Here is an 18,312-nt window from a genome sequence, read left to right as displayed (position 1 = left end):
TACCTTTTGACGACACATCAATCTTTTGGTGTGCCAGTACTCTCCTTATTCAAGGTTAACTCTGCTTCTTCGGCAATCTCCATCAATCGTTTGTAGCGCATCAGTTCATTGTTAGCTTGCTTGGCCTCATCATACTCCAACTGTTTGGCATCAAGCTGGGTCTTAAGGGCTGTCATCTCAGATTGCACTTGCAACAGATTGGTTTGCATATAAATAATGCTGACAGCCACAATGATCCCTGTAAGGACAATACTACCGTAAAAAGCTTTCTCCACTCGGGTAAAAGTCTTCACACGTTCTCTAATGAGTTGGTCAAACGCTTGACGATTTTGATCTTCCTTAGGCATTCTCTTCTCCTTTAGGGCTGTCTTCTCACCCTGCGCGCCACACGAAGTTTCGCAGAATGGGCACGATTATTATTCGCTAATTCTTCTTGGCTGGGCAAAATCGGTTTACGGGTAAGGATTTCCAGCTCTGGTTTTAAGTTTTCTGGAATAACAGGTAGCCCTTTAGGAAGGTCCACCGTCGCTTTTTCTTTAAATAACTGTTTGGTTAAACGGTCTTCCAAGGAATGAAAGGTAATCACGGCGATTTGGCCCTCTATGTTCAAAAGCTCAATCGCTTGGGCGATCGATTCTTCTGCTGCTCCTAACTCATCGTTAACGGCTATTCTAATAGCCTGAAAAATTTGCTTAGCCGGGTGTCCCTTTTTCTTAAGTTCCTTAGCAGGTTTTGCAGACTTGATCAATTCAGCCAATTCGCCTGTCGTCTCAATTGGCTTGAGACTTCTAGCTTGCTCAATCTTTCGGGCAATCTGCTTGGAAAATTTATCTTCTCCGTAACGGAAAAAAATGGTAACCAAGTCATTAAAGGAATAGCTGTTAACCACATCATAGGCCGTCAGAGTTTGACTTTGGTCCATCCGCATGTCTAAGGGAGCGTCCTGCTTGTAAGAAAAGCCTCTCTCACGCTCATCCAACTGAGGACTTGAAACTCCCAGGTCATAACAAATCCCATCGATGGCTTCTACCCCAAGCATGGCCAATTCTTCCCTTAAATGACGGAAATTGGATTTAATAAAGGTTACCTGCCCCTTTTCAATATAGGGAGCTAGACGTTTTTGAGCATTATCAATAGCTGTTTGATCTTGGTCAAAAGCATAAAGATGACCTGTAGTGAGTTTAGACAGGATTAACTCACTGTGTCCAGCCCCTCCCAAGGTCGCATCTACATATATACCATCTGGCTTAATCGCCATGCCCTCAACGGTTTCTTCCAGTAAAACCGTCAAGTGTTTAAAAGTCTCTGTCATATCCTATCTATTGTACCACAATTTTTTTTATTTTTGCCATCACGGAGAGAGGAAATCGCTATCTAGTTCCTGAGACGGAGAAATAGTCAGGGCAATGCCATCTAATTTTCTGATTCTAAATTCCTTTCAAAAATAAAGGAATTATCTACCGCTTTCTCCCTCTTTTATGTTAAAATAGGCCTAGTATTATGAATTAGAAAGCACCTTACCATGAAGATTTTTTACAAGCACCTATCTCCTACTCGGAGGATCGTGCTCTTTTTCTTGAGTGTTATTTTAATCGGTTCATCCATTTTAAATCTACCCTTTCTGCAGCTGTCCTCTTCTGAAGCGACCTACCTTGACCATCTCTTTACCACAGTTTCCATGGTCTGCGTGACCGGGCTCTCAACTCAGGCTGTCTCAGAAACTTACACTACTCTGGGACAGATTGTCTGCATGATACTGATGCAGGTCGGAGGTTTAGGCGTGCTCAGCTTCTTAGGGCTATTTTACATGGATATCAACAAACGCTTTAGCTATGATGACCGGACCACCCTACAAGAGAGTCTCAATCGAGATGAGGTTCCTGATTTTGCTGTTTTTTTAAAGGCTGTCTTCACCTTTACCTTTCTCTTTGAGGCTGTCGGGGCTTTCTTATTGAGTTTCCGTTTCGTTCCAAGTTTAGGATGGGCCAAGGGGCTCTTCACCTCTGTTTTCATGGCTATCTCTGCCTTTTGTAATGCAGGGTTTGATAATCTAGGAACAACAAGTCTCCAGCAGTACTCTACTGATCCCTTGATTAATGTGACCATCATCCTCCTCATCGTGACAGGGGGAATCGGGTTTTCCGTTTGGTTTGACCTGCTCACGCAAGCTAAGAATCGGCGGAGCTTGAAAAATCTTCGCTTCCATACAAAGGTTGTTTTAGGACTCACGTTTCTTATTCTCAGTGTCGGTACCATCCTTAGTTTCCTAACGGAGATGAAAAACCCTGACACCATTGGTTCGCTGAACTTCGGCCAACAGTTGCTAACCAGCTTGTTCCAAACGGTCAGCATGCGGACGGCTGGGTTTGCAACGATTGATTACACCAAGGCTCAGCCTATTACCCTGCTCATTTATATCGTTCAGATGATGATGGGAGGCGCTCCAGGAGGGACCGCCGGGGGGATTAAGATTACCACCTTCCTCGTGACCGTTTTCTTCGTCAAAAGCCAGATTATGGGCCTCCCTCATACCAATTTCAAGAAGCGGACCATCTCGCCTGAGGTCGTCCAAAAAGCCTTGGCTATTTTTACCGTCTTTATCGCCACCTTTGTTGTAGCGCTCCTACTGTTGACTCTCTTGGAACCTGAAGTTGGTTTTATCTATCTGGTTTATGAAGTGATGTCAGCCTTAGCGACTGTCGGGGTATCCGCCAACTTGACTGGAAACTTGCAACCTGTCAGTCTATTTTTAATCATGGCCCTCATGTTTATCGGTCGCATTGGTCCTATTACGATTATTACAGGGCTCAATAGACGAAAACCTAGCAAGCAACAAACCCTTCACTATGCAAAATCTGACCTCTTTGTCGGCTAAGGTAAGAATGAGGAGACTGGTCAATCAGCAGTCTATTCTTTCACAATGCCTTATGAGGCAATTCAAACCATTTTTATCATGAACAACCTGTAAAGGAGACATTATGGCAAAACGTACTATTGGTATTCTCGGCTTAGGCATTTTTGGAAGCAGCATTGTGGATACCTTAAAAAATTATGATTGTGATATTATTGCAATTGATAACCGTGAGACCCACATTAATGCTGTATCTCAGCATTTGACTCGGGGTGTTATCGGTGATATCACCGACTTTGAACTCTTGCAAGCAGCGGGCATTGATGTTTGTGATGCTGTCGTCGTGGCAACAGGCTCTAGTATTGAAGCCAGTGTCCTTGCGATTATGCACTGTAAATCCCTTGGAGTTGGGGAAGTTGTGGCTAAGGCTACTAGCGAAATGGTTGCCAAAGTCCTATTAAAAGTCGGAGCTGACCAAGTCATCACACCCGAAAAAGAGATGGGTACTGCCATTGCCAAGCAAGTACTCTTTACCAATGCTACTGGAATTGTGCCAATTGATAAGGATTTAAGTTTGGTTGAATTTTTGCCACCTGAAAAATGGATTGGCAAGAAACTCATAGATGTGCCACTTAGACAAAAGTACCAGATCAACTTGATCGGCTACCGCCCATTCAATGCTTCTAAAATCAATACCTCAATTTCACCCGAATATGTCTTTAAAACAGAAGAACGGATCGTAGCCGTTACTGACAACCAAACATTCGACCGTTTCGATGGTTTATCAAAATTAAGTTAGCACAGCGGTTCTTGCACTAATCAGTGCCATCCTTGTCAGTTAAGCTTTGCTAAATCACTGATAACCTTCTCTATTTTAAAAAACAAGTCTGGCAATCTAGGTTTCATCCCAAAAAATAAGAGTACAGGAAATCAACTCGCCCGATGTTTAGATAGGGTTAAAAGAAGAATTTTTCCTTGTTTTTCTTGTCGTTTCTTAACTGACGTGATTCCAGTTGCTTTAGTTGGATGGCCAGTTCAAAACCTTCCCTAAATTTTTGAACTCTTGATCAACTCCCAATTTTTTTGAAGCCAATTTGAAGCCATAATAAGCAAACAAGCCTGAGACTGTTGTCTCAGGCTTGTTTATTATGGGTGACATCCAATTAGTAATCGGCCTTACGACCTGAGCCATTTCCAAAGAAATAGCCGGTCTTAGCATTGATCGAAAAGAGGTAAGTACCATCTGTTCTAAACATGTTGTAATAGCCATTGCCATTAATGATATTCACCTTTTCAAGGATAAATTCATTGCCAGAGAAGTAACCTCGCTGATTAGAGGTTGCGATGATTTTTTCTAAGATTCCTGGGTTAAAAATCCAAGCTTCATTAGAGGCGTCCGCAATAAGCTCATCGTTGTACGGCACTCGAGTAACATCCCGTTTTAGAGCGACTTTATCATCCCCATAAACAACCCGTTTCCCGTAATCTAATGTGATACCGTTGGTTAAGGTAACTGTATTTGATGTTGCAGGCTCTGAAGCAGCTGGGGTTGAAACTTCAGCAACTCCAGAATTACCTGCTACAGGCGCAACAACCCCAGATCCGGCGGCTGCACTTTCTTGTTGAGAGCGTCCAAAATTAACTGCTGCGGCCAATGCTGTATCAACAGAAGAAATACCTGTTGAAGGAGCTGTCAGTTCAACACCTGGATTAACAGTAGCAGTCGTGTCAATATCACCATTGACAAGGACAGGTTTATCAAACTGAGCATTGAGTGTCTGCGTAGCTTCAACGGCTGCTTTAAGGGAATCAAATTTCGCCTTTGCTGCATCATACTCATCGGTTCCTTCCAAAGTAGCAAGGGCTGTCTCTAAGGCTGACAACTGTTCAAAGCTGTCATTTTTCAAGGATGATTGCGACTCATCGGTATAAAAGCTGGCATAGAGTTCGTTAAAGGCTTTCAAAGGCGCTGACTCTTCTTCTGTTTCAGAAGAAGATGAGGACTTGGTACTTGAAGAAGTAGAGTTCGATGACGCACTAGAAGAACTGCCGCCTCCAAAAAGGCCAGATAAGGCTTGACGTTGACTGTAAAGGGTAATAGCGATCCCAACAATAGCCAATCCAGCTAGCAAAAGGCCTATCATTTTACGGCGCTTTTCCGCCCGTTCATCGGCTAAATAACGCTCATCTTCTGGAAAATCATCAAAATGCTCATCTTCCAAAGGAGCTACTGAGGTTGCCGCCGGGGTCGGCTCAAGAACCTCAGTGTCTGAAGCCACAGGAGCAACCGGCATTACTCGGGTCTGATCATGATCCTTAGATAATTCGTCATCCGCAAGCTTTGCTGCCTGAGCCATCTCCTCTTCACGGATTTTCTTGGTTTCAAACTTATCGGCTTCAATTTGATCACGGTGCTGTTTGATGTAGCGATCTAACAGACCATCATCCTCTGTTACACCGGCTTCAATTTCGCCCTGGGTTTTAGCAGCCTCTGCGACCGTCATCTCTTTGGCGGCTTCTAAATCAAGGACGCGCTCCTCATCTTCTGGTAGATTTGGATTGATTTTATCTGACATTTTAGTTCTCCTTCTCCTATACGTGACGTTTAACACGCTCCCCAAAAAATTGATAGAGGTCAACTTTCAAGGTTCCATTATATAATTTCCGTTTTTTATCAGCCACTTGCTGGTATTTGGTTTCAAACCCTTCATCGCTGGTCAAGATAAATTTAGACCAGGTTTTTAGAGGTTTAAAGGTTTTTCCCATCTCATTATACAAAATATCGACCGCCTTGTCATCCAGTAATCGCTCCCCGTAAGGAGGATTTGAGACGATGACCCCGTTGATTTTATCTGTTTTAAGGTCCTGCAGACGCATTTGTTTAAATTCGATGACATTTTCTAGACCCGCTTTTTCAGCGTTCTTCTTAGCGATTTCAATCATACGGCCATCAATGTCAAAACCAGAGATATCCAAGTCAATAGCATGGTTAATCTCAGCTTCAGCTGCTTGGCGAGCCTGCTTGAGTAGCTGTCCATCTATCCAAGGCCAAGCTTCAAAGGCAAAGTCTCTGACAAGCCCTGGAGCTATATTTTTTCCAATCATGGCTGCTTCAATACAGAAAGTCCCTGATCCACAGGTTGGATCAATCAAGGGTTTGTCCGGATACCAATTTGATAGCATTAAAATAGCTGCTGCCATGTTTTCCTTGATTGGAGCTCCTCCTTTTTCTGTCCGATAGCCCCGCTTAAAGAGGCTCGATCCAGTTGTATCGATCATCACGGTCGCTCGGTCCTTCACAAGGGAAACTTCGATCTTGAACTCTGCCCCGATTTCTTGCAAAGGTACTCCCTCAGGACGATGGTAATGCTTTTGCAATTTTTTAACCACTGCCTTTTTGGAAATGGCCTGAACAGATGGTTCATTATGGAGCTTAGACTTGACACATTTAGCTTTAGCAATGGGGAATTTAGCGCCCAATGGCAAATAGTTTTCCCAATCAAGAGCAAATACGCCCTGAAAGAGCTCTTCAAAGGTTCGCGCTGGAAATTCGCCGACGACAATCTTAATCCGGTCTGCTGCTCGGAGCCAGAGATTCGTTTGTATAATATCTTTACTATTACCTGTAAATCGCACGCGCCCATTTTCAACCTGAGCCTGATAACCCAAGTCCTTGAGTTCGCGACCGACTACAGCTTCTAGCCCAGCCGCAGCTGTCGCTATTAGGTTAAACTGTTCTTTCATATTCTCTTTCTATCGACTCTCATTTGAGAAAAAAGGAGACTGAGGCAGTGCCTCAGCCTCGACCTATATGCAATCTTCTATAAGCCATGTTTTGTTCCAGAACTGACTAGGTATCAGCTCCTTCGATAATCATCTGTCTACTGTTCTCACAGTCAGGATAGTCATTCTTTATTCTGCCTATCCCATGCCCCGACCAAAGTTTGGGTTGCTAGCTTGAGGGGTTTACCGCGTTCCACTTTTTGGGTTTCCCCAAAAACTTCGTCACTGTGGCACTTTCAGGCCTAGTAAGGCATATCCAAGGACTTAGCCTGTTTGACCGCCGTCACGCACTTTAGGCGCGTGCCTAGGCTTATTGCTTCGCCTAGCACAAACACTATCGGCATCACAGCCGATGCTAGCATGGACTTTCCTCACAGACAACAAGCCTGCGCGATTATCCAAAAATTGCATGGTGATTAATCAGTCTTCGCTAATTTGCTTACCAAAGACTTCTTTTTCTAAACGATTGATGCGCTTAAGAATATCAAAATTGGTTGCCGTAGAGGCACGAGCAAACTCAGGACGTTCTGAAAGCGAGCTTGGATTAGCTATACTTGAAGCAGGTTTCCCTTGATTTCTAAGACGTGATACTTCGGCCTTGAGTTCCTTGATTTTGGCTTCATAGACATCATAATCTTTCATGATATCATCCAAAAACTCATCAACTTCCTCTTTGTTGTATCCTCGCATTGAAATTTTGAATTCCTGTTCAAAAATATCTTTCGTCGTAAACTTAATACCTGCCATATCTTTCTCCGTCATTATCGTTACTGTTATCTTTTATTATAGATGATTTTCCCCATAAAAAGCAAGTATTATCTATCAGAATTAAAAAAGTTTTCAGCAATCTCATTGAGGTCATCAAAACGTAATAATTTCAGAAAATAATTGTGATGGATTCGCAATTTTTCATACAAATATTTCAGATTTGTCTCCTTTTCCGGATCATAAAACAGATAGGCACCGTCTGTATGATCGATTAAAAAGCTATTGTATTCTCGAAACTGTCCCGGATTTTCGTAACGCTTATAAGTAGCCGTTACAAAATCCAGACTTTTAAACTTAGCCAGCTTCTCCTGATTTTGTTCAGACCAATTCTCCCCATGTGTCTCAAACGGAAAAATGCAAGCTAAGTGTATATCATTAGTTTCCCTGAGTTTCAAGGCTTCTTCCAAGACCCAAAATTCAAAACCTAGATTTCCAGTGAAGATGAGCCACTCTAACCCATCGTCTAAGAAACGCCTCAAATCGCGTTTGATTGCTTCTTTAATGACAAGGACCCTAGGGTCCTTGTCATTAAAGAGTCCCAAATCTGTGTGTCTGTAACCTGATAGTAATAAACGCAAACCCTTAACCCCCGCCACAAGCATTCTCGTTTTCTTTATGATATAATATGGTGATGTTATTTTATCAGGAAGGAGCTCTATGGTCAACTATCCCAATGCCAAGCGTGTTAGTATAGCTAAAGCTCCTCGCTTAAAAACACCATCCATCGACTTCGCTAATCGTGGCATGCGCTTTGAAACCTTAATCAATGATAGCAACTCTTACTATTTGTCAAGGAACATTGCTGTCATTCATAAGAAACCGACACCTGTCCAAATTGTCAAAGTTGATTATCCTAGACGAAGCCGTGCCAAAATTGTAGAAGCCTATTTTAGACAAGCCTCTACAACTGACTACTCTGGTGTCTACAAAGGTCACTACATTGATTTTGAAGCCAAGGAAACGCGACAAACCAGTTCTATGCCCTTAAAAAATTTCCATGCTCACCAGATAACTCATATGGAAAGTGTCCTTAAGCAACAAGGTATTTGCTTTGTTCTTCTTCATTTTTCGACACTCCAGGAAACTTATCTTCTCCCTGCGGAGCCTTTAATCTCCTTTTACCAGATAGATCAAGGAGGTAAGTCTATGCCTTTATCCTACATCCGTAAACATGGCTTTGAAATACCGCTTCAAAGCTTCCCAAGTATTCCATACCTCGATGTGGTGGACAAGTATTTAATAGGTGGTAACTAATATTTATGAAAAAACCAAATGTTAATTTCGCCAATCTCCAAAAATGGTTTAAAGAGATGACTGATACTACGAATCCTCTTAAGAAGGGCCTCGTTATTCTAACCAATATCTTATTAGGACTCTTTGTTACTCTCTTTTTATTTGGTGCGTCTTTCTTTCTTTATTATGCAGCGACTGCTCCTGATTTAACAGAGGAATCTTTAACAGCAACAGCGTCAAGTTTGATCTATGATGCTGATAATAACCTCATCGCTGATTTAGGTTCTGAAAAACGAACCAACGCTAATACAGAAGAAATTCCTATCGATTTAGCCAATGCTATTGTTGCGATTGAGGATCACCGTTTTTATGACCATCGTGGTGTCGATGTTGTTCGTATTTTTGGTGCTATTTGGAACAACCTCACCTCTTCTAGCACACAAGGTGGTTCAACTCTGACCCAACAGTTTATTAAGCTCTCGTTTTTTTCAACATCCCAAGAACATCAAACACTCAAGCGGAAAGCACAGGAAGCTTGGTTGTCCCTTCAACTTGAACGTCGCAATACCAAAGAAGAAATTCTAACCTATTATGTCAACAAAGTCTATATGGCTAATGGGAATTACGGGATGCAGACTGCTTCTAATGCCTATTATGGCAAAGACCTTAGCGCCCTATCTTTACCCCAATTAGCCCTTCTTGCAGGCATGCCTCAAGCTCCAAACCAATACGATCCCTACACTGCCCCAGAAGCAGCCAAATACCGTAGAGATATAGTCTTAAGCCAAATGCTACGCCACGACTATATCGATCAAGCCACCTATGATGCCGCAGTAGCGACTCCAATCGAAGATGGTCTTATCCCTCTCAAAGCAAGTGCCAGCTATCCAGCTTACATGGATAATTACATCAAGGAGGTCATAGAAGAAGTCCAAGAAAAAACAGGCTACAACCTGATTGATGCAGGTCTTCATGTCTACACCAATGTCGATACCGCTGCCCAACAACGGCTTTGGGATATCTACCACTCAGATACCTATGTCAACTACCCTGATAATGAACTCCAAGTTGCTTCTACCGTAATTGATGTCACAAATGGTAAAGTCATTGCCCAGTTAGGTTCTCGTCATCAAACAGAAGCCACTTCCTTAGGGACTAATCAGGCTGTGGAAACCAACCGTGACTGGGGATCAACCATGAAACCGATCACAGATTACGCTCCAGCAATTGAGGCAGGCATTTACAATACAACTGCTGATCCAATTAATGACTCCCCATACAATTATCCAGGGACAACGACACCCGTCAATAACTGGGATAAGAGCTACTATGGTTACATGACCATCCAAGATGCCATCATGTACTCTCGAAATGTCCCTGCTGTCAAATCCCTTGAAGCTGTTGGTCTCAAAAATTCTCTAAAATTCCTTAATGGTTTAGGGATTAACTACCCAGAGATGTTTTACTCTAATGCCATTTCATCAGCAACTAGCGTTTCAAGTATAGAATACGGCGCAAGTTCTGAAAAAATGGCTGCTGCCTATGCTGCCTTCTCCAATGGTGGTACCTATTACGAACCACAGTACGTTCATAAAATCGTCTTTAGTGACGAAACTGAAGTATCTTATGAACCAGAGGGAAGTCAAGCCATGAAGGCAACGACAGCCTATATGATGACAGAGATGATGAAGACTGTCCTCAACTATGGTGCCGGTAGCAATGCGACCATTCGTGGCCTCTACCAAGCAGGTAAGACGGGGACTTCTAACTACACTGACGATGAAATCGAAGAGTTAGCGCAAAACTATCCTATTTATAGCTCCAGTATTGTCGCTCCAGATGAGAGCTTCGTGGGTTACAATAGCCAGTACGCCATGGCCGTTTGGACAGGCTATAAGAACCGTATGGTTCCAATTTTAGACTCGAGCCTCTATGTTGCAACAGATGTCTATCGCAATATGATGCTCTACCTCTATGAAACAACAGGAAGTGGTTCTACGAATTGGGTGATGCCTGATGGCCTTTATCGCTACGGTTCCTATATTTATAAAGAAGGCGCAAGAATTACCTATAATTATTCTAGAACTGAAGAAACAAGCGAGTCAGAGGAAGAATCTACAGAGTCATCATCGACTCAAGAATCTACCGAAACTAGTGAAACTAGTGAAGATGCCACACCACCATCCAATGATGATTCAACTAATGGTACTCCAACGAATCCATCAGCCGATGATGACTAACAGTAGTGCCGTCAAAAGCTAGATTGTTATTCTTTAAAATTATCAATAAAACACACCCACCATGATTTGATTATCTCATGGTGGGTGTGCTTTTTATTATAATAGGCATCACATAGAGAGATGACTAACCGATTGGAAGACTTTCTGTTCATCTTCATCCACATTCGTTTCACCTTAGCCAACTCTGTTTATCTATAACTATTAGATGGTGGTTTTAGGAGTTATCACCAGGTCTTCTACCATGAAGGCCTTTTTGGCGCTGGATTTCTTTGAGCTTTTCTGGGGTGATATCGTTACCAGCCTCATCAACTACCTTGATCCCTTCAATGTGGTGTCGAACAGAGCGGCGGTAGCCTTCAATGTACTCTTCTCTGAGCTTCGCCTGCTCCACAAGCTCTTCAGGTGTTAAGCCTTGAGCTTTTTTCTTACGGGCAAGCTGGTTGATTCGGTCAATTTTTGCTTGTTCCATAAATCCTCCTACTTGGTATTGAGCTGGTTGAACTGAGCCACTTGACTAGCTTTTGCTTTAAGGCTAGCTAGAAGAGCAAGACGATTAGCTTTGACTGCTTCATCCTCAACCATAACCATGGTGTTGTCAAAGAAGGCATTGATGACGGGACTGAGGGCAAAGAGAGCCGACACTTGCTCTTCTGCTGAACCAGTGAGGTCTAGGCTTTCAACAGCAGCATGGAGAGCTTTTTCGTACTCGTTTTCAAAGAGGCTAGTATCCACTAAGACAGCAGCATCCGCTTTTTCTGCCAAGTTGAAGACACGGGCCAAGCTTTCGACAGAAGCTTTGTAGTTGTCAGACTTGCTGGCTTCTACAAGGGCATTCCCTGAGTCAATCAGATCACGGACAACAAAGGAATCACTAGCAAGAACCGCGCTAACAATATCCTTTGGCACAGCAGCATCAAACATCTTCTCAATCCGAGCTTTGAGGAAGTTCATGACCTCAGCTTGGTTGGTGTAGGTCATGCTCTCAAAATCAAGCTTGTAGAGACGGTCTACCAACTCGCCGAGCGACATGTTCCAGCCGAACTTATCAAGGATACGCACGATACCTGCGGTCGCACGGCGAAGAGCATAAGGGTCATTAGAGCCTGATGGGATCAGTCCCACACTAAAGAAGCTGAGCAGGGTATCGAGCTTGTCGGCAATGGCTAGGATAGCCCCTGGAATAGTATCCGGCAAATCGCCATCAGCTGATGTTGGCATGTAGTGCTCCCGGATGGCGATAGATACGGCTTCTGACTCGCCTGCTAAACGGGCATATTTCTCGCCGAGAACCCCTTGGAGTTCATCGAACTCACCCACCATACCGGTCAAGAGGTCAAACTTGTAGATGTCTGCGGCACGTTCAATGCTGACGGCGTCTTCTGCTGACACGCCTGCCATGTCCACCAGTACTTGAGCGACGGCCTTGGTGCGGGCCATATGCTCTGTCAGGGAACCAATTTTCTCATGGAAGGTCACGTTTTCTAGCTTAGCGAGCAAATCTGGGATTTGGAGTTTTTGGTCTTCACGCCAGAAGAATTCTGCGTCTTCCAGACGCGCCACAAGAACCTTCTGATTGCCCTTGACCACATTGTCCAAATACTGGTCATTCCCGTTACGGACAGAGACAAAGTAAGGCAAGAGTTTGCCATCTGCGTCACGCACGACGAAATAGCGCTGGTGGTTCTTCATAGAGGTCACTAAAACTTCCTCTGGCACCGCCAGATAGCGCTGGTCAAACTGACCAAGGAAGGCTGTCGGGTATTCCACGAGGTTCAGGACTTCACTGAGGAGGTCTTCGTCAATCTCGACCTTGACACCCTTAGCCTCTTCGATGGCATGGATTTGGTCGATAATCCTATTTTCCCGCTCGTTGGGATTGGCGATGACGTAGACCTCACGGAGCTGGTCTTCGTAGCTGTCTGCGGAGGTCAGCTCAATTTCTTGTCCCAAGAAGCGGTGACCACGGCTGATACGACTAGCTTTGATGTCCAAGAAATCAAGGGCCAAGGCCTGATCATCTAGTAAAACTGCCAAGGTGTGGACTGGACGGACATACTCAAAGCTATTGCTAGCCCAGTGCATGCTAACAGGGAAGGTCATGCTCTTCAGCACGTCTGCGACGCCTGCAAGGACAGCCTCCACTGGCTGACCAGTTTCTTCCTTGGTCACGTAGACATACTCTTCGCCATTGACTTCGCGGAAGGTAATGGCGTCTGTGGTCAAGCCTTTGCCACGGACAAAGCCTTCTGCTGCCTTGGTGAAGTTGCCGTCAGCGTCAAGGGCAATCTTCTTAGCCGGACCTTTGAAGTCCTCGGTCAAATCGTCTTGCTTGTCGGCCAACTCTGAGACTCGGACCGCTAGACGGCGCGGCGTTGAGAAGGCTTCGACACGTTCAAAGCTCAAGCGATTGTCTTTTAAAAAGGCAATCAAGCGGTCACGCAACTGCTCCATAGCAGGGGTGACGATGTAGGCTGGCATTTCTTCCAAGCCCAGTTCAATCAATAAATTCTTAGTCATCTTAATCCTCCTCCTCTTTTAAGAGTTCTGCACGGGTTGCTTCATCGAGAAGTGGGTAACCCAATTTTTTACGCTCTGCGACGAAGGTCTTTGCGACAAGGCGAGCCAAATGGCGGATGCGAGCGATATAACCCGCTCTTTCGGTCACAGAAACGGCTCCGCGCGCATCCAAGAGGTTAAAGGTATGAGAACACTTGAGGACATAGTCAAAAGCAGGGTGCACCAGACCCTCTTCGAGGGCACGGCTGGCCTCTTTTTCAAACTTCTCAAAGTTTTCAAGCAACATGTCCTGGTCAGACACTTCAAAGCTGTACTTAGAATGCTCATACTCTGGCTGAAGGAAAATCTCACCGTACTTGACGCCAGGCGCCCACTCGATATCATAAACCGAATCCACTTCCTGGATGTAAGAAGCAAGACGCTCCAAACCATAGGTCACCTCAGCGGTAACAGGGCCAGTCTCAAGACCACCGACCTGCTGGAAGTAGGTGAACTGTGTGATTTCCATGCCGTCAAGCCACACTTCCCAACCGAGACCCGCTGAACCTGTTGAAGGGTTTTCCCAGTTGTCCTCAACGAAGCGAATATCGTGCTCGAGTGGGTTAATGCCAAGCTTTTCGAGGGACTCCAAATAGAGCTCTTGGATATTGCTTGGGCTAGGCTTCATGACCACTTGGAATTGATGGTGTTGGTAAAGACGGTTAGGATTCTCCCCGTATCGGCCATCTGCTGGACGACGCGACGGCTCCACATAGGCCGCATTCCATGGCTCAGGCCCGATAGCACGCAAGAAGGTATAAGGACTCATGGTCCCTGCCCCTTTTTCCGTATCGTAGGCCTGCATTAACATACAGCCTTGGTCATTCCAGTATTGTTGTAAGGTTAAAATGATTTCCTGGAAAGTAAGTTTTTTACTCATTATTTGCCTCTTTCTTCATGTTTTTTGACGACATGCGTTTTTGATAGTCACTTTTGCTATCAAAGACGCATCAGTCTAGTGTCTAGCTCAATTGCCCATAACAATGAAATAATCAGATTAAGTGAACGGAGCCTAGTCCTTTTTTCACTCATGCTTTTCTACCAGATGGCTGGCAGACGATGCAAAAGAACCGCCTCCCGACCCTCCTTTGCACCTGGCAAAGGGGCGTCTGAAACGCGGTTCCACCCTTATTTATGACTTCATTTGTATTTGTAAAAATCCTGAAAGCGCCACTCATCCCCTGCTCGATCTGGCTCCCACTATCCCAGATTCGCTACGACCGCATTACGGTAGAGATTCTTTCTAGAGCTATTGTAACAAAAAGCCCGTGATTTGTCTAATGATTGACGAACCCCTTGAAGGTTTTTGGAAATGGCAGAGCAGAGAGCTTGTTGCCAAAGGACTATAATAGTTCCTATTATACCATGAAATGCTCTGTCCTAATCTGAACATTCAGACGTTTGAGATATGAAAAGAAACGGACAAGCCGTTTCAAATCTATGCAAATCTATGAGAACTAGGGAAGCATTTGATAAGAGTCAGACTCTCTAATGCCTGTCCCCGAACGAGTACTAGTCGCTATCTCTTTAGACATATAATCATCCGCATGCTTAAAGGCAATCGCAACATCGTTTAAAAAAGCATTCAGGCTGCTAACAACAGTGCTAATATCTTTACTAACATCCTTAATGGCTTTAGTCCCATCCTCGAGGTCTGTTTTCGATTGATCATCCACGCAAGCCGCCCCTTCCTTGAGGGTCGTACTAAAATCATCATAGTATGCTTCGATGGACTGTATGGAATAAGGATTTATAATTTTCTTTGACATTGCCTACTCCTTTGATTCTTCTGGTGCTTGATACCAGGACATGGCTTCTTCATAGGACTGGACTACATGGTCCTTACCGTCCTTGCTGTAGGCGCCATAGAGGGTCACTCCCTCAAAAACGTCTTCCTCACCAGCTTTCGCTAAGAGACGGGCAATCTCTTTGTCTTGAGCAGGATGAACTAATTCAAAAACATTCCCTTTTTTCATCAATCGCACACTTTCTGGGTACTCTTTTGCCAGGTTCAGCTCTGAATAGTTAATCCCATCCTTCAAGTAGAGCTCAGAAATATCATCCTTTTTCCCATCATCAGTCTCAATCTGATTATAATACGAGAAACCTCTAGATTTTAACTTGTCATAGACATTGGTAACCACCTCATTAAATACAGGAGAAAGACTATAAGTCCCTTGGGTATCATAATCATCTAATTTAAACAAGCCAATCACCTTTTCTGTTTCTATATCAACCGCAAGTTCTTTATCTTTCATATCACTTGACTCTTCCTGACGAGTATCTAAAACAGTTACCTCAAAAACCCATCGACCCGTTTCCTTATGACGAAAAGTATTCTTACTTAACCGAGGAAGGTAATTCTTATTATAGGATTGCACAATATTAACTAAGTCCAATGTTTTCATATAAGTCTTTGTTTCTGCTTGTGACTCATAGAGGTCCACATAAAAATAGTCTATCGGATGCTTGGAATGCTCATTAGAATTGAAATCTTTAACCCTTCCAAAGCGTGATACTTTAATAAATTGAGAAGATACGAGCATCCCCGCTTCCATCTCTAACAAACCACCTTGCCCTAACTTCGTCACATCTAGCGCTGCTGTAGCGCCAAAATCCATATCATAGATGACACCAATATCACCTATTCCAGTATAGTCTAGACTGTACTCTTTAAACTTTTCATTCTTAACCTCTTTGGTAGGATGGTAGAAGACAATACCATGGACTGAACAATACCATACCCCCGCAAAAACTAAACTTATCAAAGCGAGACCAAACAGGCTCAATATCCATTTGACTTTACTCATGGTGTCACCTCCCAGGGAAGCGTAATCCCCGCATGTTCTAAATAATCAACTACCTGATTAAAGGAATCATAATCTAATTCATATAGCTCATAACCCGAGAGTGAACCCTTTTCCAAATAGTCCCAAACTTTTTTTTCTTCCGGATTTTCACTCATATTTTGTTTTTTCACAACTGTATAACTACTACTTCCACTATTGACCAAATCGTCCTTGATGCCACCTTCCAACTGTTGATAACGAAGATAGGCATCGACATCGTAGGGGTCTACCTCGACTGCCTTTGTGATACTGCCTGGATCTAAAATATTCCAGTTACCTGCTTCTTTTAAGGAAGATTCATCGCTGGTTACAGCTGTGATTTCTCCACCACCGTATCCAAGATAATTATCAAACAATTCATGGTTATGTTCATAGATCTTGGCCAGATTATCCTGATAGTCGCCATAATATTTAACGATTCTTGAAATCTGCCCAGAAATAAAGGAACCTGTCTTACTATCCTTTATCTCTGCCCAAGTTTCTAAGGCTGTAGCTCCTTGTTTCTGATAAAACGCGGAATAATCACCAGTAGGATCCTCATTGGCCAAACCAGTTAAGGCATCGACAACCATTCCGAGTAAAGGATGCTTGGCTCCGGCTGCAGAAACCAGAAAGTCTGTCGCAAACTCTGAAGGAATCTCCAGATTTTCAAGCTTAAGCTGTGTCACTCCCTTTACCTTCAATTTATCTAATAGTTCCTCATTGTTAAAGTGCTGGGCTGAAAAGCGACCTTTTGTTTGATTATTGGATTCAGATATTAGCTTACCAAAATCATATCCTTCTTTTTTCTTATTATTTGGAACATCAATATACCGTTTCCAGGTGACATCATATGAAAAACCATCTTTTGTCAGAGTAAGGTTTTCAATTTTATTCTTCTGAACAGTCCAGCCTCCAGCTTTACGAAAATCCGGTTCATAGACACTAGCACTTTGACCACGTAAACCAGTTACTATCAAGGACTGCCAGAGGAGCCGTAAATTCTGATTGCTTGCTAGCTTGTCTTTTAAACCTTTATAGGTAGGATTATCTTCACTGCTACCCTTCATTCTCATCATCGTAGCAGATGTAAAGGCTATAGATGAATAGCGATTCCCTGCATCCGATAACTTTTGAAGGTGATTCTGATGGTTTTTGTAATCACCACTGATCAGTGTATTCAAACCTTTTGTTAGATTTTGGAGGAATTCATCCGGCTCCTTATCCTTCCTCATCAAGATTTCATTCATATCAACTGTGACAATATCATACATTTCATCGCTGATGGCTGATGAATCTAAGGTAAAGAATTTATCATAATCTTGTTGGTAATGGTAAGTTAAAGCCTTCGCATCTGTCTTACTTTTTACATTATCAAAATTATTCATCTCATCCGCACTCAAGTTACCTGACTTGATAGCTGTAGAAATGGTGCTCGGTGGAATATTAAGGACATAAGAGGCATTGTCTAAGGAGGTCTTGAGAGCCTTTAAGGTCGCAATCTCTCCTTGCAGACTTGAAACAAAACTACTGTAAGCACTGTCTAAATTAGTAGCTGTCTTTTGCCTATCATCTGCTGCTGCACTAAGGGAGCTTTCTGCTGCCTCGTCAATACTACTAACACTTTCTGCCTCAGTCCCCATTGCTGCTGCAGCTTTATTAAAAGCTGACTGTAAGTCACTTGTAATGGTCGTTACAGCTGTGTATTGGCTCCCCTTTAAGGTACTGGCGACATTATCTGCATCAGTCTGTAAGCTCTTAACCTCACTGGAAAAACCTTCGCCACTGACCGCATCATAGTAGCTCGAAACGACTTGCGCATAAGAACGGAGGGCATCTGGGTATTGGTCTAAGACACGGCTTTGTATCTCATTTAATTTTGCAAAGAAGGCTGTAATGGCTTCTGCTTCAGCACCATCTGTCTTTTCCTTAAAACTACGACGGCTACTGGCAATGGCTGTTTCGTACTGACCTGCAAATGTCGTAATTGATGTTGCATAATCAGACAGACCTTCTAAGTCTCTGATCGTTATCTTTTCACTCATACACTCCC

16 protein-coding genes and 1 other RNA gene are annotated in these 18,312 nt (G+C 43.5%); 4 read left to right on the top strand and 13 right to left on the bottom strand.

Annotation, left to right across the window (positions count from 1 at the left end):
- Window positions 1-17 precede the first annotated feature (17 nt).
- Entirely contained in the window at window positions 18-347 is a 330-nt protein-coding gene (ftsL, locus tag ACVRYP_RS04885; protein ID WP_447467638.1) for a cell division protein FtsL, read from the bottom strand.
- A gap of 11 nt (window positions 348-358) precedes the next feature.
- Complete coding sequence (rsmH, locus tag ACVRYP_RS04880) at window positions 359-1,312, bottom strand: 16S rRNA (cytosine(1402)-N(4))-methyltransferase RsmH (protein WP_447467637.1); 954 nt, start codon at window positions 1,310-1,312, stop codon at window positions 359-361.
- Between the two features lie 210 nt (window positions 1,313-1,522).
- Between rsmH and ACVRYP_RS04875 the strand changes: the two genes are divergently transcribed.
- Together ACVRYP_RS04875 and ACVRYP_RS04870 are read left to right on the top strand one after the other, a co-directional pair.
- Window positions 1,523-2,875 (top strand): TrkH family potassium uptake protein, encoded by a 1,353-nt coding sequence (locus tag ACVRYP_RS04875; RefSeq protein WP_447467636.1) that lies wholly within the window; start codon window positions 1,523-1,525, stop codon window positions 2,873-2,875.
- Between the two features lie 103 nt (window positions 2,876-2,978).
- Window positions 2,979-3,650: an NAD-binding protein gene (locus ACVRYP_RS04870; RefSeq protein ID WP_447467635.1), complete on the top strand. Its 672-nt coding sequence runs from the start codon at window positions 2,979-2,981 to the stop codon at window positions 3,648-3,650.
- A 364-nt stretch (window positions 3,651-4,014) separates the two neighbouring features.
- Here the strand turns inward: ACVRYP_RS04870 and ACVRYP_RS04865 are convergent, their stop codons facing one another.
- From ACVRYP_RS04865 to ACVRYP_RS04845, 5 genes are all read right to left on the bottom strand, one after another.
- A complete protein-coding gene (locus tag ACVRYP_RS04865; protein WP_447467634.1) occupies window positions 4,015-5,427 on the bottom strand; it encodes a cell division site-positioning protein MapZ family protein in 1,413 nt (470 codons plus the stop codon).
- A gap of 16 nt (window positions 5,428-5,443) precedes the next feature.
- Window positions 5,444-6,595, bottom strand: a complete 1,152-nt coding sequence (locus tag ACVRYP_RS04860) for a THUMP domain-containing class I SAM-dependent RNA methyltransferase (protein WP_447467633.1) — start codon at window positions 6,593-6,595, stop codon at window positions 5,444-5,446.
- A 75-nt stretch (window positions 6,596-6,670) separates the two neighbouring features.
- An RNA gene (gene rnpB, locus ACVRYP_RS04855) (RNase P RNA component class B) lies at window positions 6,671-7,040 on the bottom strand.
- Between the two features lie 14 nt (window positions 7,041-7,054).
- On the bottom strand, window positions 7,055-7,381 hold the full coding sequence (gene gpsB, locus ACVRYP_RS04850; RefSeq protein WP_447467632.1) for a cell division regulator GpsB: 327 nt from the start codon (window positions 7,379-7,381) through the stop codon (window positions 7,055-7,057).
- A gap of 68 nt (window positions 7,382-7,449) precedes the next feature.
- Window positions 7,450-7,980, bottom strand: coding sequence for an SLOG family protein (locus tag ACVRYP_RS04845; protein ID WP_447467713.1), 531 nt, complete (start codon window positions 7,978-7,980; stop codon window positions 7,450-7,452).
- 79 nt (window positions 7,981-8,059) lie between these two features.
- Here ACVRYP_RS04845 and recU point away from each other — a divergent pair, with 79 nt between their 5' ends.
- Both recU and pbp1a read left to right on the top strand, forming a co-directional pair.
- Window positions 8,060-8,656 (top strand): Holliday junction resolvase RecU, encoded by a 597-nt coding sequence (gene recU, locus ACVRYP_RS04840; protein ID WP_447467631.1) that lies wholly within the window; start codon window positions 8,060-8,062, stop codon window positions 8,654-8,656.
- 56 nt (window positions 8,657-8,712) lie between these two features.
- Complete coding sequence (gene pbp1a / locus ACVRYP_RS04835; protein WP_447467712.1) at window positions 8,713-10,875, top strand: penicillin-binding protein PBP1A; 2,163 nt, start codon at window positions 8,713-8,715, stop codon at window positions 10,873-10,875.
- Window positions 10,876-11,089: 214 nt separating this feature from the next.
- On the opposite strand, the gene ACVRYP_RS04830 is transcribed toward pbp1a, so the two are convergent.
- The 6 genes from ACVRYP_RS04830 to ACVRYP_RS04805 form a co-directional block, all read right to left on the bottom strand.
- A complete protein-coding gene (locus tag ACVRYP_RS04830; RefSeq protein WP_447467630.1) occupies window positions 11,090-11,344 on the bottom strand; it encodes a DUF896 family protein in 255 nt (84 codons plus the stop codon).
- Between the two features lie 8 nt (window positions 11,345-11,352).
- On the bottom strand, window positions 11,353-13,392 hold the full coding sequence (glyS, locus tag ACVRYP_RS04825; RefSeq protein ID WP_447467629.1) for a glycine--tRNA ligase subunit beta: 2,040 nt from the start codon (window positions 13,390-13,392) through the stop codon (window positions 11,353-11,355).
- Between the two features lies 1 nt (window position 13,393).
- On the bottom strand, window positions 13,394-14,311 hold the full coding sequence (gene glyQ, locus ACVRYP_RS04820; protein ID WP_447467628.1) for a glycine--tRNA ligase subunit alpha: 918 nt from the start codon (window positions 14,309-14,311) through the stop codon (window positions 13,394-13,396).
- Between the two features lie 577 nt (window positions 14,312-14,888).
- Window positions 14,889-15,200, bottom strand: coding sequence for a hypothetical protein (locus ACVRYP_RS04815; protein ID WP_447467627.1), 312 nt, complete (start codon window positions 15,198-15,200; stop codon window positions 14,889-14,891).
- A gap of 3 nt (window positions 15,201-15,203) precedes the next feature.
- Window positions 15,204-16,241: a hypothetical protein gene (locus ACVRYP_RS04810; RefSeq protein WP_447467626.1), complete on the bottom strand. Its 1,038-nt coding sequence runs from the start codon at window positions 16,239-16,241 to the stop codon at window positions 15,204-15,206.
- Window positions 16,238-18,304, bottom strand: coding sequence for a hypothetical protein (locus ACVRYP_RS04805; protein WP_447467625.1), 2,067 nt, complete (start codon window positions 18,302-18,304; stop codon window positions 16,238-16,240). The genes ACVRYP_RS04810 and ACVRYP_RS04805 overlap by 4 nt, the downstream gene beginning before the upstream one ends.
- Window positions 18,305-18,312 lie beyond the last annotated feature (8 nt).

Source organism: Streptococcus rifensis (assembly GCF_053203525.1).
This window is presented reverse-complemented; position numbering and strand designations above follow the sequence as displayed.

Bases quoted from the DNA above. Each gene is read 5' to 3' on its own strand.
- pbp1a (WP_447467712.1), top strand. From the start codon at position 8,713: ATGACTGATACTACGAATCCTCTTAAGAAGGGCCTCGTTATTCTAACC.
- glyS (WP_447467629.1), bottom strand. From the start codon at position 13,392: ATGACTAAGAATTTATTGATTGAACTGGGCTTGGAAGAAATGCCAGCC.
- rsmH (WP_447467637.1), bottom strand. From the start codon at position 1,312: ATGACAGAGACTTTTAAACACTTGACGGTTTTACTGGAAGAAACCGTT.
- ACVRYP_RS04805 (WP_447467625.1), bottom strand. From the start codon at position 18,304: ATGAGTGAAAAGATAACGATCAGAGACTTAGAAGGTCTGTCTGATTAT.
- ACVRYP_RS04830 (WP_447467630.1), bottom strand. From the start codon at position 11,344: ATGGAACAAGCAAAAATTGACCGAATCAACCAGCTTGCCCGTAAGAAA.
- ACVRYP_RS04870 (WP_447467635.1), top strand. From the start codon at position 2,979: ATGGCAAAACGTACTATTGGTATTCTCGGCTTAGGCATTTTTGGAAGC.
- recU (WP_447467631.1), top strand. From the start codon at position 8,060: ATGGTCAACTATCCCAATGCCAAGCGTGTTAGTATAGCTAAAGCTCCT.
- ACVRYP_RS04865 (WP_447467634.1), bottom strand. From the start codon at position 5,427: ATGTCAGATAAAATCAATCCAAATCTACCAGAAGATGAGGAGCGCGTC.
- ACVRYP_RS04860 (WP_447467633.1), bottom strand. From the start codon at position 6,595: ATGAAAGAACAGTTTAACCTAATAGCGACAGCTGCGGCTGGGCTAGAA.
- gpsB (WP_447467632.1), bottom strand. From the start codon at position 7,381: ATGGCAGGTATTAAGTTTACGACGAAAGATATTTTTGAACAGGAATTC.
- ACVRYP_RS04875 (WP_447467636.1), top strand. From the start codon at position 1,523: ATGAAGATTTTTTACAAGCACCTATCTCCTACTCGGAGGATCGTGCTC.
- ACVRYP_RS04810 (WP_447467626.1), bottom strand. From the start codon at position 16,241: ATGAGTAAAGTCAAATGGATATTGAGCCTGTTTGGTCTCGCTTTGATA.
- glyQ (WP_447467628.1), bottom strand. From the start codon at position 14,311: ATGAGTAAAAAACTTACTTTCCAGGAAATCATTTTAACCTTACAACAA.
- ftsL (WP_447467638.1), bottom strand. From the start codon at position 347: ATGCCTAAGGAAGATCAAAATCGTCAAGCGTTTGACCAACTCATTAGA.
- ACVRYP_RS04815 (WP_447467627.1), bottom strand. From the start codon at position 15,200: ATGTCAAAGAAAATTATAAATCCTTATTCCATACAGTCCATCGAAGCA.